This window comes from Lyngbya confervoides BDU141951 (assembly GCF_000817775.3).
Lineage (GTDB): Bacteria > Cyanobacteriota > Cyanobacteriia > Thermosynechococcales > Thermosynechococcaceae > Lyngbya > Lyngbya confervoides.
Genome location: NZ_JTHE03000015.1, coordinates 1 through 25,159, shown reverse-complemented (window position 1 = coordinate 25,159; position 25,159 = coordinate 1). Strand labels below are relative to the sequence as shown.

The 25,159-nt window shown below is 54.4% G+C and carries 18 protein-coding genes and 1 pseudogene; 7 read left to right on the top strand and 12 right to left on the bottom strand.

Translation table 11 applies throughout. The annotated features are described in order from the left end of the window. Positions 1-90 precede the first annotated feature (90 nt). From QQ91_RS02250 to QQ91_RS02240, 3 genes are all read right to left on the bottom strand, one after another. Entirely contained in the window at positions 91-5,259 is a 5,169-nt protein-coding gene (locus QQ91_RS02250) for a translocation/assembly module TamB domain-containing protein (protein WP_166279488.1), read from the bottom strand. A 312-nt stretch (positions 5,260-5,571) separates the two neighbouring features. Then, positions 5,572-6,579 carry a DUF4231 domain-containing protein gene (locus tag QQ91_RS02245; protein WP_166279485.1) on the bottom strand — a complete coding sequence of 336 codons (1,008 nt, stop codon included), beginning with the start codon at positions 6,577-6,579 and terminating at the stop codon, positions 5,572-5,574. A 60-nt stretch (positions 6,580-6,639) separates the two neighbouring features. After that, positions 6,640-7,644, bottom strand: coding sequence for a C39 family peptidase (locus QQ91_RS02240; protein ID WP_166279482.1), 1,005 nt, complete (start codon positions 7,642-7,644; stop codon positions 6,640-6,642). A 604-nt stretch (positions 7,645-8,248) separates the two neighbouring features. Between QQ91_RS02240 and QQ91_RS02235 the strand changes: the two genes are divergently transcribed. The 3 genes from QQ91_RS02235 to QQ91_RS02225 all read left to right on the top strand — a co-directional run bounded on the left by QQ91_RS02235 (position 8,249) and on the right by QQ91_RS02225 (position 12,824). Further along, complete coding sequence (locus tag QQ91_RS02235; RefSeq protein WP_201277282.1) at positions 8,249-9,268, top strand: potassium channel family protein; 1,020 nt, start codon at positions 8,249-8,251, stop codon at positions 9,266-9,268. 204 nt (positions 9,269-9,472) lie between these two features. Continuing rightward, a complete protein-coding gene (locus QQ91_RS02230; protein ID WP_166279476.1) occupies positions 9,473-11,035 on the top strand; it encodes a gamma-glutamyltransferase in 1,563 nt (520 codons plus the stop codon). 223 nt (positions 11,036-11,258) lie between these two features. Then, entirely contained in the window at positions 11,259-12,824 is a 1,566-nt protein-coding gene (locus QQ91_RS02225; protein WP_166279473.1) for a phytoene desaturase family protein, read from the top strand. On the opposite strand, the gene QQ91_RS02220 is transcribed toward QQ91_RS02225, so the two are convergent. Together QQ91_RS02220 and QQ91_RS02215 are read right to left on the bottom strand one after the other, a co-directional pair. After that, on the bottom strand, positions 12,821-14,095 hold the full coding sequence (locus QQ91_RS02220) for an FAD-dependent oxidoreductase (RefSeq protein ID WP_166279470.1): 1,275 nt from the start codon (positions 14,093-14,095) through the stop codon (positions 12,821-12,823). The genes QQ91_RS02225 and QQ91_RS02220 overlap by 4 nt on opposite strands. Positions 14,096-14,149: 54 nt before the next feature. Continuing rightward, positions 14,150-15,688, bottom strand: a complete 1,539-nt coding sequence (locus QQ91_RS02215) for a phytoene desaturase family protein (protein ID WP_166279467.1) — start codon at positions 15,686-15,688, stop codon at positions 14,150-14,152. 259 nt (positions 15,689-15,947) lie between these two features. Between QQ91_RS02215 and QQ91_RS02210 the strand changes: the two genes are divergently transcribed. Next, on the top strand, positions 15,948-16,853 hold the full coding sequence (locus tag QQ91_RS02210; RefSeq protein WP_166279464.1) for a GNAT family N-acetyltransferase: 906 nt from the start codon (positions 15,948-15,950) through the stop codon (positions 16,851-16,853). 15 nt (positions 16,854-16,868) lie between these two features. On the opposite strand, the gene yghU is transcribed toward QQ91_RS02210, so the two are convergent. From yghU to purN, 3 genes are all read right to left on the bottom strand, one after another. Further along, positions 16,869-17,759, bottom strand: a complete 891-nt coding sequence (yghU, locus tag QQ91_RS02205) for a glutathione-dependent disulfide-bond oxidoreductase (protein WP_166279461.1) — start codon at positions 17,757-17,759, stop codon at positions 16,869-16,871. 135 nt (positions 17,760-17,894) lie between these two features. Further along, entirely contained in the window at positions 17,895-19,244 is a 1,350-nt protein-coding gene (locus QQ91_RS02200; RefSeq protein ID WP_166279458.1) for a UDP-N-acetylmuramoyl-tripeptide--D-alanyl-D-alanine ligase, read from the bottom strand. A gap of 58 nt (positions 19,245-19,302) precedes the next feature. Further along, entirely contained in the window at positions 19,303-19,944 is a 642-nt protein-coding gene (gene purN / locus QQ91_RS02195) for a phosphoribosylglycinamide formyltransferase (RefSeq protein WP_166279455.1), read from the bottom strand. 140 nt (positions 19,945-20,084) lie between these two features. Between purN and QQ91_RS02190 the strand changes: the two genes are divergently transcribed. Together QQ91_RS02190 and QQ91_RS02185 are read left to right on the top strand one after the other, a co-directional pair. After that, positions 20,085-20,942 carry a universal stress protein gene (locus tag QQ91_RS02190; protein WP_166279452.1) on the top strand — a complete coding sequence of 286 codons (858 nt, stop codon included), beginning with the start codon at positions 20,085-20,087 and terminating at the stop codon, positions 20,940-20,942. Then, positions 20,942-21,685, top strand: coding sequence for an HAD family hydrolase (locus tag QQ91_RS02185; protein ID WP_166279449.1), 744 nt, complete (start codon positions 20,942-20,944; stop codon positions 21,683-21,685). The genes QQ91_RS02190 and QQ91_RS02185 overlap by 1 nt, the downstream gene beginning before the upstream one ends. 111 nt (positions 21,686-21,796) lie before the next feature. Here the strand turns inward: QQ91_RS02185 and QQ91_RS02180 are convergent, their stop codons facing one another. Then, complete coding sequence (locus QQ91_RS02180; RefSeq protein ID WP_166279446.1) at positions 21,797-21,934, bottom strand: hypothetical protein; 138 nt, start codon at positions 21,932-21,934, stop codon at positions 21,797-21,799. Positions 21,935-22,118: 184 nt separating this feature from the next. Here QQ91_RS02180 and QQ91_RS02175 point away from each other — a divergent pair, with 184 nt between their 5' ends. Further along, positions 22,119-22,454 (top strand): DUF1330 domain-containing protein, encoded by a 336-nt coding sequence (locus QQ91_RS02175; protein WP_166279443.1) that lies wholly within the window; start codon positions 22,119-22,121, stop codon positions 22,452-22,454. Between the two features lie 122 nt (positions 22,455-22,576). On the opposite strand, the gene QQ91_RS02170 is transcribed toward QQ91_RS02175, so the two are convergent. From QQ91_RS02170 to QQ91_RS02160, 3 genes and pseudogenes are all read right to left on the bottom strand, one after another. Further along, a complete protein-coding gene (locus tag QQ91_RS02170) occupies positions 22,577-23,305 on the bottom strand; it encodes a phospholipase D-like domain-containing protein (RefSeq protein WP_166279440.1) in 729 nt (242 codons plus the stop codon). 350 nt (positions 23,306-23,655) lie between these two features. Beyond that, positions 23,656-23,841 (bottom strand): annotated as a pseudogene (locus QQ91_RS02165) (IS701 family transposase); the annotation flags it as partial. 101 nt (positions 23,842-23,942) lie between these two features. After that, on the bottom strand, positions 23,943-24,851 hold the full coding sequence (locus QQ91_RS02160; RefSeq protein ID WP_166279437.1) for a hypothetical protein: 909 nt from the start codon (positions 24,849-24,851) through the stop codon (positions 23,943-23,945). Positions 24,852-25,159 lie beyond the last annotated feature (308 nt).

Genomic DNA, 25,159 nt, shown 5'->3' with positions numbered 1-25,159 from the left:
GCTTAACTCCCATTGAGTCGGTTGGGATGGCGTGCATCCCAGTTTTGCAAGGTTGCCCAAGATTGCCCTCAGTTTGGATGGAGCCAGATTCTAAAACCGCATCCGATATTCCAGCAGACCCACCCCTTCTCCATCACTGCTGATGGAGGTTCTGGCCCGGAGCTGATCGGTCAAATTATATTTGAGATTAAAGAGCGTGGGCTGCTCAATCCCCGTCAGGATTTGCAAGGCTGAGACGGAAAGCCGGTCGGTCACATCGTAGCTAATCTCTGCGCCAAAGGCCAGAACCGATCGATCGTTGTCCTTATTGGGCAACAGCACCGGAAAGGCATTCACCGTGGCACGATTGCCCAACACGCCCGCCAGCAGATCCTGGACATTGCCCAGCAAAGCGGAACTGGCCACATTCAGCGCCGCAGTTTCCACCTGTCCCGACTGCACTTCATCACTAATACCGCCCCCCAGCAGGGCAATGATCTCCCCTTCAGATCGGGGTGGATCGCTGGTAATTTGCACCACATCCTGAAAGTTGGTCTGCAGTTCGCTGGCGCGACCGTCCACCTCGGCATAGACTCGAACCGACTCCACACTTCCTAAACTGCTGGCCGGTACGGTTTCAAAGTCACTGAGCTTGCTGGTTCGTCCTTGCACCACTTCAAAGACCGTGGATCGCATCCCCAGGTTGAGGTAGGGATCAACGCCGTAGCGCGGGTCAAAAATGGCCACATTTTGACGGCGCGGATCGGTGCGAAAACGACTGGTAAATAAGTTAATGGTGCCATTCTGGAAAAAGATCGTCCCTTCAGGTTGCGGATCGCTGAGATCACCATTCACCACTAAGTCCCCAGCGGCCACAAAGCTAAGCACCGGCGGCTGAGAAATGCGGACCCGATCGCCCAGCGTCACCTGCAATTGATCAAAGGCAATGGGGCGGCCAGGATCGGCCGGGGAGACCCCATTCTCTCCATTACCATTGTCCATGGAGGCCACTTCCGAAAGCACCACTTTGCCGTTTTGTACCCTGACGCTGCCGCCCAGGTTGGGCTCTAGCACCGATCCAGTGACCAGGAGGGTTCCTTCCACTTCACCGTCATAAAGATTCTTGAGCTTGAGGTCCAGGTCCTCCAAGGAAACCCGCAGTGCCGTGTCCGGGGCGGAACCGCTAATGGGGAGTGTGCCAGACACCCAGACCGTTCCTTGGTCGTGACGCCCCTCCAGTCTGGCAATTCTCACCAGGCTTTGATCAAAGCGGATCGTGCCCTTGACGGCGGTAATGGGATCTTCAATATTGGGCGTGGTTAAGGTGGTATTCTGCAGGGCGATCGCCCCGTTCAGCAGGGGCTGATCCAGAGTGCCTCGCACCTGAATATCTAAGGATCCATCGCCATCAACCCAGTTCACCTGGTCTGTAAACAGGCTCACCAGACCCAGGCCCTCATCCTTCACGCTAATGTCAACGGCAATTTGATCGCTACTGGGGAAGCTAGCAGCAAAGGGTAGGGCATAGGGAATGTCTGCCTTCAGGCGCACCGGCTCTGGATTATCCAGTCGGGCCAGTCCCTCCACCAGCAGGCGGGCTTGCTCATAGTTAAAGGTGGCCTCGGCCTGATTAATCGCCATCTGGCTCACCTGCCCCTGGGCTAGGCTGAGTTCCCCAGACAGGGTGGGATCGAGGAGGTTGCCGCCCACCACCGCGACCCCATTGAGATTGCCAGTCACGGTCACAGGCAGATCTAAAAGCTGATTCAGGGGATCAATGGGCACCTGACTGAGAACCAGCCGTCCCGACTGCTCGATAATCCCTAAGCTACCCGTATACTGAGCGATGCGATCGCCGCTGGCCAGGCGCAGCGGTTCAAACTCCACGCCCCCGTTGGCCACCCGTCCCTTTGCCACTGCGTTGTCCAGACTGTACTGGCCCCAGCGAAAATCAGATCCCAGCAGATCAAAGCTGCCCGCCACCCCGGTTTCGGCTGAGCCGCTAAAGGCTATTTGGCCCTCCAGGATTCCGGTGAGTTCAGCCAGAGAAGGCGGGGCCTGCTGATCTCGGTCCTCTGCTTCGGCCAGGATCTCCTGAACCTCGGCCAGGCGCTGAAGCTGCATCAGTAGGGGCGCATCGGGATCGCCCACCGGTTGGATCTGAAGATCCTGGGCAGTCCCCAGGGCAGATCCATAGCTGCCAAAGCCCTGGGCAATATAGACCAGATCGGCCACCTGCCCCTGATCTATGGCAAGCGTACCCCGGACATCGGGATCTTCATCGATCCGCAGGTCAGCGCTGAGGCGATAGGTACTGTCTCGCTTTTGCAGTTCTGCCCCCATGATCCGGGCCAGGCCCTGCCGGTATTGAAACTGCCCGGAGGCGCGATCGCCCACCAGGGTGCCCAGACTGGGCTGCTGAATGGTGAAGCTGCCAGCGGTGGCCAAGGTGTTGAGATTGGCAGTGACCTCTGCAAAGGCTAAGCCCCCCACCGGGCCAAACCCAAAGTCCGCAGCCGGGCGCAGGTTAAACAGCTGCAGAGGGAACTGCTCAACGCTGGCCACGAGGGTGTCGCCTCGGCGATCTCCCTGGGCAATCGCGTCATCGCGCTTCACCCAAAAGCGATTGGGTAAAAAGTCCTCCGCTAGGGCCACCTGAATGCGATCGCGATTCCCCGCCAGGGTCAGATCGACCCCCGTGGGCTGATAGGTGAGGCTGCCCCGCATCTGGTCTTCAAAGGGAACCTGAGCCACGGCTAAGTTATCCACGGCCAAACTGGCCCGGAGGCGAGGCGAGGTCAAGGTCCCCGACAGTTGCCCGTTGAGATCGGCGGTTCCCCCCAACTCCACCGCCGTCGGACCTAGGGCCGCCAGGCGACTCAGGGAAAAATCCTCCAGGCTCAAGCCTAAATCCAGGGTGGTGATCTGAAGATTTTCCACATCAGCCCCCAGGACGCCCCTGGCTCGAAACCCCGGTGCTGAGGCATTGCGAACGATAATTTGCTGACCATTCCAGGCAATTCTGGAATCAATCGGCGCTTCAATGAGAGAGATCCCCTCGGAGAAATTCAGGCGCCCCTCGGCCCGCAGGGTACGGGCCGAGAAGTCGGTCAGGGGAGCCCTCACCTCCACCGATCCGTTCAGGAGGCCGCGCAGATCCGGCGAGAAGGTGCTGAGCACCAGTCCCCGCGGTTCAACCTGGGCCGCCAGCTGCAGATCGCGGATTAGACCGTTGGTCACCACCTCGCCCTGGGCCACCTGGGAAATAACATTGCGCAGTTGGGCCTCTCCTCCCTGGACCAGCACCTGGCCACGAGTGGCATAGAGGGCCTGGGGCGCTTGAAAATTAACCGTCGTGAGGGGATTGGTGGGGCGACCTGCAATCCGAATTTGCGCCGCCACAGGTCCCACCCGCAGATCAGCGCTCGCGCCATACCGCTGGGCAATGGCATCTCCAGGAAGATCCCTGGCCCTGAGCAGGGCGTTAATGCGGCCCTCCGGCGTAATTCGGTAGGCAGCATTACCCGCGATGGTGCCGCCGCCCAGGGGCCGCGCCTGAATATTTTGCACCTGAAGATTGGGCAGCACGAGGCGAAAATCAGCAGACACCGCCTGAAAGGGCACCCGATCAATCTGCGTGCGTCCTTGATTTTGCACCGTTCCCGTGAGCACCGGGTCAGCAATTCGGCCCCCCACGCGCAGGTTTGGCACCTCAATCTGCCCGGCCAGGGGAAAGGGAAGGGACTCCACCTGCAGCGTTCTCAGGGCCTGGTTAATTTCCGTGGGGGGCACCCGCACCGCTAGGTCATAGCCGCGATCGGGATCAATGGTGCCGCGAGCCACCAGCGGAATCTGACCGTAGCGGGCGCGGACCTGGTTCAGGTTTGCCGTTAACCCTTCTACCTGAATAAAGCCGGTGGCATCGAAAAAGGGCCGTGGCATCTGGGTAACAGCTGCATCCACGTTTTGAAGCTGCGCCCAGCCCTTGAGGTAGGGCTGATCTTCCTCGCGCAGCTTAATCAGCAGATTGGCGTTAACGCGGCCGTCACGCACATTAATGGGCAGCGCATAGGCCCGATCTAGCAGCGGCGCTGGCACCCCTTGGGCGCGCAGGAGCAGATTGGTTTCCTCTAAATCTAGGGAGGCCACACCCTCGCCGTTGAGCACGCCGCCCTGGGGCAGTTTGGCCTTGAGATCAAACTGCATTCGTTGGGTATCAGGCAAAAACTTCACCATGCCGTTCACCTGATCCACCCGCTGCAACCGCGATCGCCCCGTTTGGAGGATTAAATCTTCTGGCACGCCAGCGCTGGCGTCCTTAATCTGGGCGGTTCCAGCAAGGATAGGCAGGGCATTGGGACGGTAGGTGATTTGGAGATCCGCATCCACCGTTTCGGCCGCCAGCTGAATCTGGGGATCTTGGATCTGTACATTGGCCTGGTCAATCTGGCCCTTTGCCTTTAGCCGCAGAGGTTCTTGGGGCTGATACTTGAGATCAAAGTCCCCGCTGACCTGCCCAGATCTCACCGTCAGGGGCAGATCGGGCACAAATCCCAACAGCGGCACCACGGCAACATCCTTCGTCTTTGCCTTGAGGGTCAGGGTTTGGCTGGGCTGGAGCCACTGGCCCTGCACCTGCCCCTGTCCGCCAGAGTTCAGGGCGCTGGTCAGATTAAAATTAACTTTTTGATTGTCGTCTCTCAGGGTAATGGCCCCATTCAAGTTTTCTAACTGCAGGGCTGATCCCCCAAAGGGTTCAAGGGTCACCGCCGCTCGATCCACCTGAATGCGGTCCAGCTGGGTCTTCAGCCACCCCTCCTCCTCCGGCGGGGAGATCTGGGTTTCTAGCCAGAGTCCATTCTCAGTTTGATTCACATAGACTTGCGGTTCGACCAGCGTGACGTCCAGGTTGAGGGTGCGAGTCAGCAGGGTTTTCCACAGATCAAACCGCACCCGCACCGCCTCCACAGTGACCGAGTCTGAGTCGATGCCGCTGCGTCCCTCGGGATAGGGATGGGGGGGAATCTCAGATCGACCAAATTCCAGACCTGTCAAGCTCATCCCTTGCAGATCTCCCAGTTGAACCGGCCGATTTAAAGACTCACTTAAGCTAGAAGAAATGGTGGGAGCCAGGTCCTCCTGGACAAACTTGAGGGCAAACCATCCTCCCCCGGCCAGGGCCGCTGCGCCCAGGGTGCCGGCGGTAGCCAGAACAGATTTGGAAAAAAAACGGCGCGATCGCTGTCCAGAAGCGGGACCATTTGTTTCTGAGTTGGACATCGCGAATCTCTCAGCAACACAAAAGTTACTTCACAATACCGCAATCTTTATGGAAAGGTAGAAAAAAGACAACTTTCGATAGATATAGGTCTAAGGGGAGAGTTAACCTAATCAATCTCGCTCTAACACCTCAAAAATCGCCAAAAGATCCGCCTAAACACCAAAAACAACGCCAATCTCTAAATAGATCCCAGGCATCGGCGCAAGGCCTGAAACAGGCCAGGGGTGGTGATAGATGAACGCCCCTCTCCCATGACCCCGGTGGAGAGGGAATGGTTCCTGGCCCCGGACACCAGGATTCTAGAGGGGAAATTACATAATCGTGTCTTCCTCGCCCCAGGCTGGCGGTTCCTCTTCCCCTGGAGGCGGATCCGGAGGCGGGGAGAGTTCCTCCGGGGAAAGGTGCGGGGACTGCGGCGCTGCAGAAAAGCTCGGCGGCGTCAGGGGCAGGGAATCCTCATCGCGGTCCCTGAACGTGAGGCCCGACCGACTCTCACGCTCCCGTTGAGACAAGGTGGGACTGTGGCGATCCGGTAATCCCAGCCGATCTCCGGTGGTTAATCCAGGGGGACCGGTCAGGGAACCGTTCTCCAGGGCAGTAACCGGAACGCTCTGCGGGAAGATTCCACCATGCTGCTGATCCAGGCGCTGGAGCGAGGCCCATCGATCTACCTGCTGGAGATGCAGCTCATTGACTTTGACAATAAAGTTCTCCAGGGCACGCTTGCGCTGCTGCTGTTTTTCCAAGGGGTCGAGGGCACTAATTTGATAGTGGGGGGAAACGCCAATCATAAACTCCTCACGCAATGCCTCCAGAGATTCCGCCGTTTTCTTAGCCTGAATCCACTCTTCTTGAAAGTTAAAGAGGGTCGAGGTGGTGGCCAGAATTGCAGCAATGCCAGGCACGATAATTGTGGCCCAGTTCAGGGCAGTTTGGAGGTTTTGGGGAAGATTTTGGGTCAGATCCTGAGCACGGGTCATGAGAACCAGGATCGGCGTCAGCCCCGTCAGACCAGCCGTTGCAAGTTGAAAAACAATAAAGTAGCGTCTGGTGGTGTAGCGAGCGCCCTCGTAATAGTTAATCACCTCGTCGCAGTATTGAATGGCCCGCTGGTAAAGCTTATCTAAGTTTGCCGGATCACCGGGAATCAGGTCGTGATCCAGGGGGGAAGCGGGCTTGCGATTGAAGGTGAGATTGCCCAGTACGGAGAACCAGAGAAACCCCAGTAGGGTCGTGAGGCCCCAAAGCCAGCTCACATGCAGCCCCACGAGCACAGTGGTCAATCCAGCGAGCAGAGCTAAGGGAGCATATTTTTTCATAAGAATTAGTAGCCTTTGTGAACTCAGCCAAGCGGTGAAGGTGCAATGAGGCGAAGGGTCTTAGAGCCCCGTGGGTGCCCCGGTGGAGGTACCATTGACCGCCGTCATCACGCGCATCCAGCCTGCTTCGCTGCCCTGGTCGACCCATTTAGCCTCCAGCCACTCCCAGGTGACGAAATCATATTCTCCTGAACTGTTTTCGTAGTTATCGGTCATTCCCATCCTGATACCAAAGGGGTCGTGAATATAGACGCCTTCAGCCTTGTGGCCCACGGCACAAACGTAATGACCACTAGCTTTGTAGGCAACCCCCATGGGAACCGGAACGTCGTGATCCAGGCAAAGAATTAAATCCTTGATGGACCCGGTGTAGCTAAAGTAACTTTCAATGCCGAGGTCCTTGAGGGCAGGAGTATGGGCCTGGGGATTGGTGGTATCTCCGTAGCGATAGAGGATTTCTCCGTAGAGATCTTCGGCTTCCTGGTAGCCCTTTTCCTTGGCCCGACGCCCAAGGTCTCCCTTGAGCAGGTAGTCCGCCGCCATACAGTGGGCCGTCAGGTTACATTGACGACCGCCGGGGCCATGGAACTTTTCCCAGTTATCCCGTTGAGAGTAGTAGGGCACTGCCAGCTTAATCTCCTGATTGCGCAGCACTTCAGACACTTCCCAATGCGGCGCATAGATAAATCCCTGGCGCTGATTTGGCAGCTGAATCCACAGATGCTGGTGCTTGTCGTGGTTCGCATGTTCCACGGTAATCCGGGTGCCGCTGGGAACCAAGACCTTCTCCTGATCGTAGAGATAGTTGGAGGCCACTGGCTTCAGCTTAATGTAGGTCTCTCGCAGGGCTTTAATCTGCGCTGGCTCTAGAGAGGAGGGCTCTCGCTGCTGGGCCTCCGGTAGCCGCACAAACCCGTACAGGCGGCCATTTTGAAGTCCTGCAATGCGGCGAATCAGGGCATCTAAATGTTGATCCAGTTCGTCGGGCTCCGAGGAGGCCTTGATCTCGTTGCGCAACCAGTCAAGGGCGCGATCGCGTTGGTACGCAAGAATATCCTGATCCATGAATATTTCTCCCTAATCATCCTGTTCTTTCAGCACCACTCGATCACCGATCACCGGGTGATCACGAATGGCCTATTTCACGAATGGACTACTTAAAAAACCTGGAGCCAGATCTGAGGAATGGGGAAAAAACCACGGACAATCCGTGGGTATGATTTAGTCTACCAAGGGGATCTTTAAATTTGATTTTCCCCCCCGCCCTGAACCTAAATTTTTGCAAAGTTTTTCCTCAGGATTTACTGATTTTCTTTAGATCCAGCCCCTGGCGATCGCCCTATCCCTGGTACATTAGGGAAAAATCGCCGGTTCCTCTCTCCCTCTAGCCGCCACGCCTTTCCGCTTCAAGGCCGCATTTCTTCCCAAGACACACACCTAAACCACTCGCCTAAAATACTCACCTAAAATACTCACAGAGATTCATGCCCAATAATATTTCACCAAAGAATTTTATCGCCGCCCAGAGAAGCCCCATCAAGATACGTCCGGGGCCAGGGGCCATGGCAGTCACCGTCCTGGGGAGACCTTGGAGGTCTTGCCACAGCCGGAGGGCGGAGAACCTGCAGACGAATGCTGGCACCTGCCTGCCGCAAGCATGAGAAGCAGGTTGCGAAAAATTTGGCTACGCGCCTGGATCTTCATCGAGCGGGAGAATCTTCATCGCCTATCATTGTTAATCCTGGGATTGGTCTTCGTGAGCGCCATCGCCCTAAGTGCCGTAGAGCCTGACCTGTCCGTCGCGGATGGCATCTGGTGGAGCATCGTGACCCTAACCACGGTGGGCTATGGCGACATTGCACCCGCCACACTCCTGGGACGTACAGTGGCCACCGTCAATATGTTGGTGGGGGTAGGCCTACTGGCAATTCTCAGCGCCACCCTGGCTAGCCTACTGGTTAATCTTAGACTCAAGGAGGATCGGGGCATGGGAGACTATAGCTTTCGAAATCACATCATTATTTGCGAATGGAACGGTCGCACCGCCTCCATCGTGAAGGAACTGCGTCTTGCGCCCCAAACGGAACTCACCCCCATTGTGATCATTGCGAATTTGGAGCACAATCCCAGTCGGGCGGAGCGGGTTTATCTGATCCAGGGCAATGTGAATGATGACACCCTCACCCGCGCCAACATTAAGGAGGCGGCCACGGTCTTAATTTTAGGCGACGATCGCCTGGAGGATGTGGCGCGGGATGCCAAGGTCATTCTTTCGACGTTAACGGTGGAGAGCTTAAATCAAGCGGTTTATACGGTGGTGGAGCTGGTGGACGAAACCCACGCCATTACCTGTCGTCGCGCTCATGCCAATGAAATTATCGTCGGCAGTGAAATCACGAGTATGTTGATGTCTCAAGCCGCGCTCAATCACGGTATTAGCACCGTGATTTCTCAGTTGCTCACCGCCGAGTCGGACAATCAGCTTTATAAGGTTCAGGTACCGAAGTCAAAGGTTGGTACTTCCTTCTTAGATGCGATGGTGTACATGAAGGAGCGCTATAACTCAACCGTCGTTGCCCTTCAGCCTGGCCATCAAGCAGAGGTGTTGTCTAACCCCCCCAACGACACCTTACTGGGAGCCGAGGATTACCTGATTGTGATTGCCAAACAGCATCCCCAACTCCAGTAAGATAGATCTAAGGGTCAGGATCGTTGCCGTAGGTCTAGCGGGTCCCATCAACGACTACCGGCATGACCGATGGGGTACGTCGGGGTCAAAAGGGAGCGATCGCCGGGAAGAACGGTTTTCAACGGCACAGTTGGGGTTCATGGCACCGGGAGTCGGCCGACTCGATATAATAGAACCCGGAATTCCAAAGTTTCAACAACAGCTATGGTAAGAGTGGCGATCGCGGCGGGATCTCAGATTGCTGCTGATGCGGGGGCAGCGATGGCAACGCAGGGTGGCAATGCCGTAGATGCAGCCCTAGCCGCTGCCCTAGTGTCCATGAGTACCGATCTGGGAGTGATGGCCCTAGGCGCCAGCGGGTTTATTACCCTCTGGCCTGCGGGGAGTGCACCGGTGGTGATTGATGCCTATGCTGAAATGCCGGGGCGCGAAGCCAGGCCCGGTTCCCTGGGACAGAGCTCCACCGAGGTTTGGTTCAACTACGGCGGAGGCATCAGGAATATTGTTGGCCACGGCACCGTCGCCACACCTGGAATATTCAAGGGCCTGGGAATGGCCTCCGAGCAATACGGCCAGCTGCCCTGGGCAACGGTGGTGGAGCCCGCCTTAACCTGGGCCAGCCGAGGCTTTCCCTTAACAGGCGGGGCCGCAGAGTACCTTGCGCACACCCATGAAGCGATTTTCGGTTGGCATCCCTCCAGCTACGCAGCACTGCATCATCCCGATGGACGTTGTTTACAGGCTGGAGAAACCGTCCACATTCCCGGACTGGCAAGGAGCCTGCAGGAAATTGCCGTTCAGGGGGCATCCACCATGTATACGGGCGATCTGGGCCAGCGAATTGCGGCTGAAATTCAAGCCCATGGGGGGCTGCTGTCGGCAACGGATTTAGCCGCCTATGAAGCCATCGCGCGGTCTCCCATTACGATTCGCTGCGGGCCATGGAGAATTGCCACCAATCCGCCTCCCGCCATTGGCGGAGCCTGCTTAGGCGCCATGCTGCTGCTGCGCGATCGCCCCCCCATTCTGAGCTGGGATACAGGGGCCATCCAAGCCTGGATCACGATCCAGCAGGCCGTTCTAGACTACCGTTCCCAATGTCTTGATGGGGTCATAGATAACGCTGCCGAGGTGCAAAGGCTGCTAGATCTGGCGCGCCAGGGACATCTCTCGCTTCAGTCTCCCTCCACGATTCATATTTCCACCGTGGATAGTGAAGGGTTAGCCTGCTCGATTAGTGCCTCAGCCGGTTACGGATCCGGGGTACTGGTTCCGGATACAGGAATCTGGCTCAATAACTCCTTGGGCGAAGTGGATCTGCATCCGCAGGGACTGCAGGAGTTGTCTCCGGGCGATCGGCTCTCCTCTAATATGGCTCCCACGGTGGCCCGTCACGACGACGGCACGGTTTTGGCCATCGGCTCACCGGGGGCCTCGCGCATCACCACGGCGATCGCGCAGGTCTTAAGTAACTATATTCATCTCCATATGTCGCTGGAAGAGGCCATCGACCATCCAAGGATCCATATAGAGCAGTTTGAGGGCGTTCCCGCCATTGCGCTGGAAAATAGGCTAAGGATTGAGGCCGTCCAGGGCTGGAAACTTCGCTATTTTCCCGGACATTCCATGTACTTTGGCGGGGTTCAAGCCGCCCAAATGCAGGTCAATGGGAAGCTCAACGCCGTTGCGGACCCGCGACGCACGGGAGGCATTGCGGTGACCCCGGCAGAGAATAGCCGATCCGGTGATGCGCCACGGATGACCTAATGCGACACGGATGATCGCGAGGAGAATTCGATCTCGCGATCTATGGGGATATCGCTGCCAGCCCCAGCCCATTCCCCGCGCCATAGTTCAGAGATGGGGATTAACCTCGCAGGCCGAGAGCCCGATCGCCTTCACAATATCCTCATAAACCTGATTTAGGCTAACAAGATGGAGAACTGATCAGGTTTCCAGTCCCTTCTGGCCCTTGGTGAGGAGATGTTCCATGGAATTATTTGACGACGTGATTTTGGGAGCAGGTCTGGGAGGATTATCAGCAGCGGCCTGTCTAACCCAGCAGGGAAAGCGCGTGGCTGTCTTAGAACAACATTACCTGCCTGGGGGCTGTTGCCACACCTTTCAATACGGAGACTACCACTTCTGCGCGGATGTTCACTATATCTATCAATGTGGCAAGGGAGAAGTGGTCGATCGATTTTTAAGCTATATCCATCGGGACGTCCCCTTTAACTCTCTCAATCCCGATTGTATCGATCGCATCATCACGCCTGAGGTGGATTTTCGAATTCCCCTGGGATGGGACAACCTGCGCCATCGGCTGGTGCAAACCTTTCCCGATGAAGCGACTGCCATTCATCAATACTGCGACGAAATTCAGCTGCTGCATCAGGAAATGACGGATCTCGATGCCGAAATCCGCTGGTACGACTATAAATGGTATGACTGGCTGAAGCTTCCTAAATACTGGAACTTGTTTAGACGACGCCAGCAAACCCTTCAGGATCTTTACGATCAAACGGGGCTTTCTCCTAAACTTCAAGATTTGCTAGCAGGACAAAGCGGCGACTATGCACTCCCCCCCCAGGCGGTGTCTCTCATGACTCACACTAGTCTGGTGTGGGATTATTGTGCAGGAGCGTACTACCCCAAATATCACTTTAAGCACTTTGTGAACTCCATTGTAGACTCCATCACCGACGGCGGCGGCATCGTGCTCCTGTCCACACCCGTGGAACATATCGAAGTTGAGGCCGGACAGGTGCAGTGGATTACGGCAGCCGGAGATCAATATCAAGCTCAGGAGGCTTACATCAGCGACCTCGATCCTAAACTCACGGTGGAGTTAATGCACGATCCCTTTGCCATCAGCCCCCACGAACGGCATCGCCTGACCGACTATGAATATTCCACGAGTGCCTTTAATATTTACCTGGGACTAGATCGAGACTTTGACCCCAATCGGTATGGCTTAGGCAACTGGAATATCTGGTACTATCCCCAGGGAAATTTGAATCAGATCTATCACCAACAAATGCAAGGCAATCTCGATCACCCCTGGATTTTCCTCTCTTGCCCAACTCTAAAGTCTCAGGAAGAGGGAATTGCGCCAGCAGGGCACCATATCTTAGAAATTGCCACGGTGTGCCCCTACGAACCCTTTCAGGTCCTTCGGGAAACTGATCCTGCCGCCTACAAGGCGAAAAAGCGATCCGTTTATGATCAGTTAATGCACAGCGTACAGGACTTAATTCCCGATTTGAAGCCCCAGATTCGAATGAAGCTGTTTGGCACACCCACCACCAGCGCTCGTTTTCTCGGTCAGCCCAAGGGCAATATCTATGGAGCCAACCTCATTCCCGATCAGGTGGGTTTGCGGCGCATCGGCTATCGCACCGCAATTCCCAATCTCTACCTGGTCAATGCCACGGCAGGCTATCCCAGCGTGCCGGGGGTGATTAGTAACGGCATGAACGTCGTGGAGCTGATCACCCATCAGGCTGTGCCCCATTCCCCCGCTCAAGATCCTATCCCCCTCAACACCCGGATCTAACGCACCAATGCCGCCTGAGCGGAGAGGGAGGCATCCGCCCACTGCGCCGGACCGATGGCCTCCGCGACACGCAGGGCAGAGACCACGGCCCCCTCATGTAAACCATCTCCTAAATAAGCCCCCACATAGTAGGTCTTGTGGCAACCATTGTGGGCAATCACGTCCGATCGATACTGCATTGCGTCAACATCGTAGTAAGGGGTGTGGTGCCGCTGGCGATGAATAATTTTCTCCGGGTCGATCGCCTCTTGGAGGTTAAAGGCCAGACTATAGGGCACGCCCGAGGTAACGCCACACATCTGGTTCAAGGTTGCATTATAGCCCCAGCCCGTGGAAGTCTGGAAAAAATCAAACTCGGAACCCTGACGAATGCCGTAGGCATCATAGATCTGGCGATCGCAGTGCAAAATAGTCGTGGCATCATTGCGCCGCCAGCCTCGAAATCGACGGACTTCACTGGGACTAGGATCTGCCAGCAGCGGTAACACCTGATCCGGAGGAGTGGCAAAAATCACCCGATCAAAGGAGGTCTGAAAGTTTTCCTGATGGGCAATACAGCCCTGAATAAAGACCGAGGAACCGGATCGATCAATCCGATGGATCTCGGCATTGACCATCACGGTGCCCGAGAACCGCTGCAAAATTTTTTCAATGTAGGAGTAAACTCCGCCGCGAATTCTCACCCAATGGCTAAAGATATAGCGCCGTAAGGCTGGAATCGCCAACTCTGCCGGAAAGTGATCCATGGTTTCGTAGGGCATGGAATAGCTATACATCGTCAAGAGCTTTAGCCAGATGGTGCGGGGGGTTTCCGGCTGCAGATAGTCAGAGAGCGGGCTGCCGCGCAGTTGATCGGGGGTGGATCGGTGCGTTTTAATCCAAAGCCCGGCAGACCTAGCGTATAGGCTCTCCACCTGCAGGAGTTCCCGCCATCGTTGCCAGCCCCGAACGTTCTGATCAATCATCACTGGTGACAGGAAACGACGACCATCTCGGAAAAATAGACCCGATCCTACCTGTACCGGAGCTAGGGGAATCTCTAACTCCTGCATGAGCTGCAGGAAATGCCGAAACTCCACCGGGAACTCTAATACCCCCGTCTCTAGATATTCAGGGCAATTCGGGCTCTGGGGAATATTTTGATTCAAGGTGCGAATATGTCCTCCCAGAACAGCCTCTTTCTCGTAAACCGTCACCTGATGGCCCTGGCGATCTAGCAAGTAAGCGGCAATCATCCCGCTCGCCCCGCCGCCAACAATCGCTAGTTTCATCTCCTTCTCCCTCCATTCAATGTAAGGCAGTGTGTGGGTCTCTCTAGCCCTGGGTCATGGGGCCGTCAAAAGGGGATCTCCAGAAAGGCGTTGGTAGAGCATGGCTCCCGTCCAAAAGGTGGGCGCAAACCCTGGATAGCCAGAGGAGGCATTGCAAAAGTAGAACTGCTTCAGCGAGGTCCGATGATCGAGGCGGCCCAGCCCCATATTCTTCGGAGTGAGGCTAGATCCATAGGAATTCCCCTGAGGACACCAGCAAAACCGTTCATTGGTGGTGGGGCTACCGGAAATTTTAAACACCAGATGCTTACGAATCTCAGGAACATAGTGCCGTTCCACAATATCCAGAATGGTTTCCAGAATCTCAGCCTTCTTCTGACGGTATGCCCGGCGATCGCGCTGCTGGAGCTGCTGGAAATAATCGTAGTTTGCAACCGTCAGAAACTCAATAATTTGGCAGTCCTCAGGACAATCCCGATGGGCCTGGGTCAACAGGGTGGGTGTCGTGATCGCAAAGCTCGGCTGGGAAAAATCGTTCTGTTCATACATTCTGGCAAAGGCCTGATTTAAATCTAGGGTTTCGCTATGGAAGGTGTTCCAAGGCCCAAAGCCGTAGTCGCGCAGGTCCAAATCCTTCACCACGCAATAGGCCATAAAATTAGAGGGCGAATAATCATAGTCCAACCGCCGCCGGACTGCCGGGGAAAATTTCTCTGGCCCAATCATTTGAGCCGCCTTTTTAGGATCCATATTGCAGATCACCGTCTTGCCCTCAAAGGTCTGAATTTCTTGAGTTTTGCGGTGTATGGCCTGAACGCCGACAAGGGTCTTGCCCTGAACCAAAAACTCTGTGACCTCAGTTTCGGTTAGCACCTCCCCGCCGTGGTTCTGGATGGTTCGCACTAGGGCATTAATCACCTGCTCAAAATGATGGGTCGGATAGAACGCGCCGGTTTGGTAGCCGGTAAACAGAATCACCCAGGCATAAAAGGAGAGCTGATCCGGCGGCAGCATAAAGTCGGGCCATTGCAGTGCCAGCAAGGACTGAGCGGGCTGCGGCAGGTTGAACTGATCGAACACGGCTTGCAGTGTACTGCGATAGTAGCGAAGGGCCGTGAAGGCGGGGACCCCATGCTGGAGAATTAACCCTGGACGCCGGGGCGGAGACAGACACTTTAGCCCCTGGCTCACCCGTTGCACCTCCCTGATAAACCCTTGCAGGGAGGCACGATGATCTGGAAATAGAGCCCCTAGACGCTGAATGAGATCTGCGGAATCGGCCGGAATATCCAGGGCAAAGCCCGGTATCCGCATATGGTCAAACCCATTGGGGTCGTAGCGCTCAAAGGTCACCTCATGATCCAGGCCTAGTTTTGCGAGGACGCGATGAACGGTGTGGCCCACGCCGCAGTCCCAAACGTAGTGCAGCTGGGCATTAAAATGGTACTGCTTGGCCATTGTAAAGGTATGCCCAAACCCACCGGGATGTTCGTGGGCTTCAAGCACCCTCACGGACTGGCCAGCCTGAGCCATGAGAGCCGCAAACACCAGCGCCGAAAGACCGCTCCCTACGATGAGATAATCGGTTTGCATGGTGCAATCCTCCCTGTCCTAGCCGTTTTTGAGGGGATTTAGCCATCTGGTGCCAAAGTCACAGCCTGATTGGCCTTGGCAAAGATCCTGCTGCCCCAAGATCCTCTGGCGCCCTGATCCCGCTGACGCCCTGCCACCCGTCCACAATCCCTCTGACATTTCCCCTGACATTGATGAAGATAATCCTAAACTTTGAGGACTCCATGAAGATTGCGATCATAGTTAAGAAAGCTGCTGTTGTTCTTTCGGGTTGTGCCCTTTGCTAGCGTCCAAAATCTCCGTTGCGAAGAGTTCGGGCAGGTCGTCGAAGAGACTGCACATTCGTCCTGCGACCTCGGCGGACCTGGGCCAGATCCAGGCCTGGGCCCTTCGTGAAAACTGGAATCCAGGCTGTCATGATTTACAGGTGTATCAGCAGCAGCACGGATTATTCGTAGGGACCGTCGATCATCAGCTCGTTGGATCCATTGCCGCCCTCCGCTATGCCGACTCCTTTGGGTTTATCGGCTGTTATCTGGTGGATACGGCCTATCGAGGGCGCGGCTATGGGCGATCGCTCTGGAATCATGCATTGCAGGTGCTAGCCGGGGCCACCATTGGCCTGGAAGGGGCGATCGCCATGGAGGACACCTACGAACAGAGCGGGTTTGTGCGCACTTTCCAGCACGTGCGCTACCGGATCTCGGCGATCGCCCTGGCCCAGCTTGCCGAGTCCCCGGCATTGACCGCCGGATTTCGCCCGGTCCAGGCCCTCCCCTTCCAGGAGATCAATGCCTTCGATGCCCAGCATTTCCCCTGCGATCGCCGCACGTTTCTCCAGCGCTGGCTGACCCAACCCCAACAGCAGGGACTGGCCTATCTCCAGCATGGACAGGTGCTGGGCTATGGATTGATTCGTCCGGCAACCCTGGGACATCGCCTGGGACCGCTGTTTGCCCAGACCCCAGACATTGCTCGCGGGCTGATCAGCCATCTGGGTCGGTTCAGATCCACCTCCGATTGCCCCATCTTTATGGATGTGCCTCAGTCTAATCCCGCCGCCCTGGCAATGATGGAGGCGCTTCAGGCTCAGCCCTGCTTTAGCAACTGCCGAATGTATCGCGGCACGGTTCCCACCTTGCCCATGGCAAACATTTACGGCAATACTTCCCTCGAAACCGGATAGGCAAGGCTAACCGCTTTAGGCGTCACCCGGCTGGGTCTCAGCTTCCACCTTATCCTGAGTCCGCTGATCAAAGTCACTGGCGTCATGACGCTCATGGAGTTGATCCGCTAGGGGGCCCCAGGTTCGGTTAACGATGCGTCCCCGCTGCACAGCCGGACGACGGGCAATTTCTGCAGCCCAGCGCACCACATGGGTATAAGACTGCGCATCCAAAAACTGGGCTGCATCATAGAGGGTATTCTGCACCACCCCACCATACCAGGGCCAGATGGCAATATCGGCAATGGAATATTGATCGCCCGCCATGTATTGATGCTGTTCAAGATGACGATTCAGCACGTCGAGCTGACGCTTGACCTCCAGGGCAAAGCGATCGATGCAATATTGAATGGGAGTCGGGGCATAGCGATAGAAATGACCAAATCCTCCGCCCAGATAGGGAGCCGATCCCACCTGCCAAAACAGCCAGCATAGGCATTGCGTGCGCCCGTGAGGCGTCCTGGGCAGAAATTGCCCAAATTTTTCCGCCAAGTACAGCAAAATCGCCCCCGACTCAAATACGGGGGTTGGAGCAGGGGTGGATCGGTCTAAGAGGGCGGGAATTTTAGAGTTGGGATTCAGGTGGACAAAGCCGCTGCCAAACTGATCCCCACGGGCAATCTGGATTAAATGGGCATCGTATTCCGCTTCCTGGAGGCCCAAGGCCAATAGCTCTTCTAGCAGAATGGTCACCTTCTGGCCATTGGGCGTTCCCATGGAGTAAAGCTGAAGGGGATGACGGCCCACGGGTAGAACCTGATCATGGGTCGGCCCAGCAACGGGACGATTAATGTTTGCCCAGGTGCCGCTGCCTTCGGGGTTCCATTGCCACACCTGCGGCGGCTCATATTGATCTAGATTGCTCACGAGTTTAGAATCCTTGGGGAATTACCGGTGACGCTAGGCGAGGGAAGCGGAGCGCAGGCCAACGAAACCAGATCATACCCTAAAGGATGCCTAAGGCGAGGGGGGGCGATCTGAAAATGAACAGGGGAAATCCACTTACGGATCAGCCCGTAACTGGTCCACCACCTGGCTGAGGCCAACGGAGTGGGAGGCCTTGACTAAAATCCGATCCCCTGGAGCCTGAAGCTGCTTGAGGTGATCCACCAGATCCTGGTGCCTCTGAAACTGACTTGAGGGCAGCGGATGGGCCCCGGCCGCGATCGCAGCGCCTTCGGTCTGGTCAGGGTCCAGAATACACAGCGCATCGATCCCCAACTGCTGCACCAGAGCCCCGATTTGGCGATGCAGATCCATGGCATGGTCCCCAAGCTCCTTCATAGGCCCCAACACGGCAATGCGGCGATCGCCAGGCGTTTGGGCTAAGAGCTTCAGGGCCGCAGTCATGGATTCTAACCCCGCATTGTAGGATTCATCTAAAATCACCACATCTCCCTGAAGCGCATGACGCTTGGCTCGACCGGCCGGGAGATGGACCTCAATCCCAGCCTTCAGGGGGGCCAGATCCAGGTTCAGGTGTTGGGCAATTGCCAGGGCCGCCAGGTAGTTCAAGGCATTATGATCCCCAGGCAGGGGCAGCGGAAACCGGTCACTCCCCACCTGTAGGGTGTGATCCCCCAGCACTGTTCCCCGCAATTCACCCGCCTCCAGACCATAGGTGAGCGTTTTGCCCGACCAGACCCGCTGCGCGGTTTGGGGCAGCAGGGGCGTATCGGCATTTAAGATCGCGAAGCAATGCGGGGGGGCTTCAGCCAGCAGCTCGCATTTGGCCGCGGCAATGGCCTCCCGAGACCCCAAGCGGCCAATATGGGCCGTGCCCACATTGGTAATGACGGCAATATCTGGCTGGGCAATGCGCCCTAAACAGGCAATCTCGCCAGGACCGCGCATTCCCATCTCAATCACCGCAAATCGATGATGCGCCGAGAGCCCCATCAGGGTCTTGGGCACGCCAATTTCATTATTAAAGTTTGCCTCGGTCTTTAAAACCGGACCGGCGGTTTCCAGCACCGCTGCAATCAGCTCCTTCGTCGTGGTTTTTCCCACCGATCCAGTAATGGCAATAATCGGAATTTGAAACTGCTGCCGCCACCAATGTCCCAGGGTTTGGTAAGCAACGAGGGTATCAGGCACCACAAGCTGCGGCCCAGCCCCAGGAATCACCTCCTCCACGATGGCTGCGATCGCTCCGGCCGCTATGGCCGCAGCCACAAACCGATGACCATCAAAATTCTCGCCGCCAAGGGCAAGAAACACATCCCCCGGATTCAGGGTGCGGGTATCGGTATGAATCCGCTGACCCAGCTGACCCATCTGGGCTGAATCGAGATGCACCGGCTGCGCCGAGAGGAGATGGGTTATTTGCGATAGGGTTGCTTGGAAGGCCATGGGCGATCGGGAAAAACATGCTTTCGTACTTTACCGGATCAAGGCAATCCCCACCGGATCAGGCTGAGGGGGTGGGCCGAAACTCCGGAATAATTGAAGCGATCGCCTGGGGATAGATGCGATGCTCCTGAAGATGAATCCGCGCCTGGAGGGTTTCGGGGGTATCCTCGGGCATCACCGGCACCGCCGCCTGGGCCAGAATTTCGCCACTATCCACGGCAGGCACAACCCGATGCACGGTGCAGCCCGCAATTTTAACCCCGGCAGCCAGGGCCTGCTCCACGGCATGGATGCCTTTAAAGCTGGGCAACAAACTCGGGTGAATATTCAAAATCGCGTTGGGGAACGCGTGAATTAACACCGGTGTGACGATGCGCATCCAACCCGCCATAATCACGCACTCCACTTGATGATCGTGCAAGGTCTGAACGATCTGCGTATCCAGCGCCTCCCGACTCGGGACCTGGCGGTGATTGTGCAGCACCGCTGGAATGTGCCAGCGATCGGCGCGCTCAAACACCCTGGCCTTAGGATTGTTACAAATCATCACCCGCACCTGGGCGTGGAGCCTCTGGGCGGCGATGGCCGCCACGATGGCTTCAAAGTTGCTCCCCGAGCCTGAGGCCATGACTCCCAACCGCAGCGGTTTGCCAGGGGGCAACGGGGGCACGCAGGTGGGAGAAATCAAAGATTGGGCCATGGGCGTCGAGATCGTCAACAAAAATAAGAATTGCAATCAAAAAAGTTTACGTTTGTCGGGGCTAATCCTTCCTAAGATTTTACTAAGCCTCGGAGGGCATTCCCGGTGGCCGTGATTCCCGATTTAGTTCACCAAATCCCATGCTAAACAAAATTTTACTGGCCGATGCAGGCACTGGACAAGCTGAGCAAATGCTCGACAAACTGTTAGAGATGCCCACGCTTCGGAGCGCCAACGTGACCGTGCTCAACGTCGTTCCGGAAAAAAACAACGCCGAGGACATGGCGGCCCAGCGCGAAGAGGCCGCCAAAATTCTGGCTAAAACTGTACAAACTTTTCACCTTGAAGATCGCGACATTCTTTCCATCAACACCATGATTCGCGAAGGCGATCCGAAGGTTGAGGTCTGTCGGGCAGCCGATGAAATTGATGCTGACTTAATCATCATGGGATCGCGCGGCTTGAAGCGGCTTCGCTCTATCCTAGAAAATTCCGTGAGTCAGTACGTCTTTCAGCTATCTTCGCATCCCATGCTGCTGGTGAAGGACGATATCTTTATCAAGCGCATCAAGCGCGTCATGGTCGCCCTCAATCCCTCGGCATCTTCCCAGGCGGGTCTGAACCTGGCCGCACGTCTTTTGCGAGATGTCCAGGGAGGTCAGCTGATTTTGACCCACGTGAGTAAGCAATTTACCAGCAGCGCCAAGCTCGCCGACAGTGATGCACAGGAAGATCCGGTCCTGTCGGAGGGAATTAAGCTGGCCAAACGCGAGGGACTGGGCTACCAGTGCTATGCCGGAACCGGGAAGGCTGGCGAATCGATCTGCCAGCTTGCGGAGGCGAGCAACGCGGATTTGTTGGTGATGGGATCGCCCGATCGCCGACCCTCCATTGCCCGTAGCTTGGTGGACCTCGATCGTCTCCTGGGCAGCTCTGTGTCAGACTACGTCAGGGTCAATACTCCCTGCCCAGTCCTCTTCGTGCGTCAGAAAGAATAATGCCTACGGTACAGGTTTGCGATCGCCCCTTTCACCATATTGAGGCCATCGTCTTTGATAAGGATGGAACCCTTGCCCACACCGAACCCTATCTTGTCCAGCTTGCCCAAAAGCGATCGCGCCTAATTGATGCCCAGGTGCCGGGGGTGCAGGACCCTTTGCAAATGGCCTTTGGCCTGGAGGGTACCGCCCTCAACCCCGCCGGCATGATGGCGGTGGCGAGTCGTGGGGAATGCGAGGTGGCGGCGGCAGGTTTCATTGCTGAAACTGGGAAGCCCTGGATAGAGGCGTTGACTTTGGCGAGGTCGGCGTTTCAGGAGGCGGACGGGTATCTGGCTCCCAAATGTGCCCACACGCCGCTATTAGAGGGGGTGGGGGATCTGGTGCGATCGCTCGCGGCTCATCCGATTCGGCTGGCGATCCTCTCGTCGGATACGACGGAGAATGTGGAGGCATTTGTGCGGCAGCATGGTCTGGGGGATTGTATTGCCCTCAGTCGCGGGGTTGAGGGTCTGTTGAGCAAGCCGGATCCACGTTTGCTGCTGTCGGTGTGCGAGACGCTGCGGGTGGCTCCATCGGCAACGCTGATGGTGGGCGATTCGGAGGCGGATATTCAAATGGCGATCGCGGCGCAGGTGGCGGGGGCGATCGGGGTGACCTGGGGATGGCAACGGCGGATGCAGCTACCCTCGGCCCAGATTGAGGTCATGCGCCCCGATCAGATTCAGCCCGTGGAGCCATAATTCTCCCGGCGCAAGGTCTACAAGAATTGCCATGGCAGGAGACTGGCTGTCCGGAAGCGAAGATCAAGTTAGCAGGGCATGAGTCAGGGTCGAACCTGGCGAAAACTTCATCTAGGTGTCGATGAAGCCATCTGATCTGCCTAGCATTGCCATCGTAGAGATCCACCCCTTACTCTTGAGCAGAACCCATCGGTGATTTTCGCCGGGATGGCCGGTGAAGGTGCGGCCCTGGGCGCGAACGGTCGGCATAGTATTTCTGTGGGCTGTGCCCAAGGAAAGGGGATGAATGATCTTTGAGTGGCCCTAGGCCAAGGGTTGGTCTGGAGGCATGGTTAATAGATGAGCGATCGCTGTTTACCTTGGCAAGATCTGAGGGAACCGCAGGTTGGTAGGATTGGGGTGATCAAGCATCATTGGGAATGAGTTGGGTCATATGAGCGTTTTTATGGTGATTGAGGCTGATATCCAGGATGAGGATCGATTCTCGGCCTATGCCAGTGCAACTCTGAAGCTGGTAATCCAATTTGGGGGTCGATATCGGGTATTAGGGGGAAGCAAAACTTTTTTGGAGGGCAATTGGGGCAAAACTAAGGTCGTCATTTCCGAATGGCCTTCTATGGAGGCGGCTGAGGCGTTCTGGAATTCCGAAGAATATGCCGAGATTAAAAAGCTGAGATCGGGGATTGCTGATTGTAAGGTTATGCTTGCAGAAACCCTCGCCGAGGAGAAGTGGATCGACGTTGTTCGCGCCCTTGACGCTGATCATTAGGGACTGGGGGCATTTAGTCAGGAACCAAGTCCAAGGGAATGTTTTGTTTCGAGTCCTGTAATTAGAATTTTGAGCAAGGAAGAATTTATGAGGATCCCCCCTATTTGGCTTAGCTGTTTATGTTAAGTGCCAACCCGCCACTCCGGTTCAGCCCAATCCACTTCCCAGTCAAGTGGCTCTGAAATAGCAACTATTTGACTAAACTCCGAAAAATATGCTTGAACAACTTCTAAATCTGTAATAAAAAGCGCATTTTCCAATGATTTACCTGCATTTTTTGTTAAGTTAAAAGAACCTGTCCAAACGGCATATGGATTTACTCTAGTAGAACCTAGTTGTGTTTGATCTACGTCAGATAGCGTTGAAAGTTTTGCAAATATCATGAATTTATTATGCATTCTAGGGAATGCAGGAGCTTTATCACGATTGTAATTGCCTACGCAGCGAATTGGATCAAGAGTAGGATCGGAACAGACAGACAGATTAGAAATTATATTATCAAAGCTATAGCGATCAATATTGCATTGCAAGGACTTATATTTTTTCCTGAGCCAGTTTTTCCAATCTTTTCCACCCCCGAGATCTGGACGTAGAAAATCCTCTTTTTGAACAACAATGGAAACCACACTTTTTCTTGCGAGTGCGTCCAAGATTGAACCGCTTGTCAACCAAGCAATACAACCGAATATCGCATCCGCACGGGCAATATGACTGATAAGATAAAGCTCAAGATTTCTAAAATAGACCTGAATCGAACGGTTAGGATTGACGATTGAATTATCACGCTGCGTTACATCTGGGTAATTTCCGTCATTATCAATCCAAACACTGTTGAGATCTAAATCTTGCATTATTTAAGGATTCCTATCATATTCAAAAGAAGAGTGACTTAACTAAAATAGCTTTTGAGTAACTAAATTTTCACCAGGCACTCATTAGCTAGAGCCAGTTACTTTCACCCTAAAGAGTATAGCACTTGGATTGCTAACGTTTAGGAGATGAGCGGACGACATACAGTATAAGCGTAGCATCAGATTGACGAGTCATTTCGCTTCATTGAAGTTAGACAATCAATGCAATGAGTATCTCAAAGCCGCGTTTTAGTTCAGTAATTGGGAACACCCGTTGCCCAGGTCTCAGTAGATTGGCACTAACCCAAGGCAATAGGACCAAGCGCAGGTTATTTAACCAGGTTTTCCATCTGAGCATTAGGTAACCCGTTTACCTTGGCAATCGCTGGCAAAGATTTACGAGGAATCTCTGCCAGCGCACTAACGTGCAGATGCTTGAAAGCCTCGAAGCTTCTCACGTCGACAAACAAATCTCGATAGCTTTCGCAGTATTCATCAATAAACCTAACGGTAGGCTTCGCAGCTCGTGGGGCGATCCTGGGTGCTCGCCCAAATACAGTCTTTCCATTCTAATTTTTCTCCCACTAAAGTCATTGAAGAGCGTTATGATGATCAGCACAGTGCATGATCTGTAGGGTCAAAGAATTAAATTGCATATATCGCTTGCAATATTTCGCCCAGCGCGCCAATCACTCGGAGTTTTAGAAAAAGAAACTGTATAACGACTATCTTGCTGGAAAATCATTTTATAGTTACTATTATCGGATACTATCTCAAATCCTAGACGTTTCAGAGCTTTTCTCGTTCTTGAGTTCATACTTTTATAGTCTCGGAATAAGTTCTGGATTTCTGCCTTGAATTCCTCTCGATAGTGGCCGGAGTAGTTGCTGTGAACGATATCGGTTATTATGTGCTGCCTACGGCTATTCTCGTGAACGTTGTTAAGGGAATTTTTGAGAATATCGATCAGAATACTGATAATTTCTTCTGAATATAGATCTTGCTCTTGTACTTTTATGAGAATAAAGCCATCTTGTGCTGAAAATCGATTAGAATCCAAATTTTTGCTGCTAGACTCAGTCTGAAAGTCGACTTTTTCTAATTCTTGGATTCTTTCTATAAATTTTTTGTTTGCTTCTTTTTCAATCTCCATTTCTAGATTATTATAGAACTCTGCAATGGTATTCTTTTGCTCCTCGTTAAGCCGACGAAGCTCGCTATTATTATTTTCTAACTCTTTTAATTTTCTGTACAAATCTTTATTTTCATGACTGAGTTTTTGGATTTGGATGTCACGTTCATCTGGAACATCCTCCTCAGTTTCTTTATCCCTCACTTCTTGAAGCAAATTAATTTGTCTATTGAGCTGCTTAATTAATCCAACTTGTTCAGATAGAACATGCTCAAGACGAGTGATTTTTGTATCTTTTTCTCTCAACTTTTGCTGTGCAACAGAAGTCTCTAGCTTCTGATTCTGGAGCCGATTAATAACCAATGCAAGAATAGTAATAAGTCCAATTGATAGGAAAAACAAAAAATATATCATCGGGAGAATTCCAAATGTCTGAATTATATAATTTACACCTAAATTTTTGTGAGTTTAATGTTGAAAGAAACGGTTTCGATAAACTGTTTTTTATTCCCCTGAACTCAGCACTAACGCTTTGAATCAATTCGTCTCACCGCAATTGTCAGATGGTGATTCGTAACGGCATAATACATTGGCTTTACTAGAAACTTCTCTAGCGTATTCTCTAGCCATGCTGCCAAAGCAGTGGTAACTACTCAGGCTGAAGTAAGAAAGGTTTGGGGCTTCCAGAAAATAGAGCAATGAGAGCATCCACGACATTGTGT

What these genes read in the sequence shown, in the direction of transcription:
- QQ91_RS02215 (WP_166279467.1), bottom strand. Translation starts at nt 15,688, where the DNA reads ATGCAAACCGATTATCTCATCGTAGGGAGCGGTCTTTCGGCGCTGGTG.
- QQ91_RS02170 (WP_166279440.1), bottom strand. Translation starts at nt 23,305, where the DNA reads ATGCAAGATTTAGATCTCAACAGTGTTTGGATTGATAATGACGGAAAT.
- QQ91_RS02250 (WP_166279488.1), bottom strand. Translation starts at nt 5,259, where the DNA reads ATGTCCAACTCAGAAACAAATGGTCCCGCTTCTGGACAGCGATCGCGC.
- QQ91_RS02240 (WP_166279482.1), bottom strand. Translation starts at nt 7,644, where the DNA reads ATGGATCAGGATATTCTTGCGTACCAACGCGATCGCGCCCTTGACTGG.
- QQ91_RS02245 (WP_166279485.1), bottom strand. Translation starts at nt 6,579, where the DNA reads ATGAAAAAATATGCTCCCTTAGCTCTGCTCGCTGGATTGACCACTGTG.
- QQ91_RS02160 (WP_166279437.1), bottom strand. Translation starts at nt 24,851, where the DNA reads ATGATATATTTTTTGTTTTTCCTATCAATTGGACTTATTACTATTCTT.
- QQ91_RS02175 (WP_166279443.1), top strand. Translation starts at nt 22,119, where the DNA reads ATGAGCGTTTTTATGGTGATTGAGGCTGATATCCAGGATGAGGATCGA.
- QQ91_RS02185 (WP_166279449.1), top strand. Translation starts at nt 20,942, where the DNA reads ATGCCTACGGTACAGGTTTGCGATCGCCCCTTTCACCATATTGAGGCC.
- QQ91_RS02230 (WP_166279476.1), top strand. Translation starts at nt 9,473, where the DNA reads ATGGTAAGAGTGGCGATCGCGGCGGGATCTCAGATTGCTGCTGATGCG.
- QQ91_RS02200 (WP_166279458.1), bottom strand. Translation starts at nt 19,244, where the DNA reads ATGGCCTTCCAAGCAACCCTATCGCAAATAACCCATCTCCTCTCGGCG.
- QQ91_RS02220 (WP_166279470.1), bottom strand. Translation starts at nt 14,095, where the DNA reads ATGAAACTAGCGATTGTTGGCGGCGGGGCGAGCGGGATGATTGCCGCT.
- QQ91_RS02180 (WP_166279446.1), bottom strand. Translation starts at nt 21,934, where the DNA reads ATGCCGACCGTTCGCGCCCAGGGCCGCACCTTCACCGGCCATCCCGGC.
- QQ91_RS02225 (WP_166279473.1), top strand. Translation starts at nt 11,259, where the DNA reads ATGGAATTATTTGACGACGTGATTTTGGGAGCAGGTCTGGGAGGATTA.
- QQ91_RS02190 (WP_166279452.1), top strand. Translation starts at nt 20,085, where the DNA reads ATGCTAAACAAAATTTTACTGGCCGATGCAGGCACTGGACAAGCTGAG.
- purN (WP_166279455.1), bottom strand. Translation starts at nt 19,944, where the DNA reads ATGGCCCAATCTTTGATTTCTCCCACCTGCGTGCCCCCGTTGCCCCCT.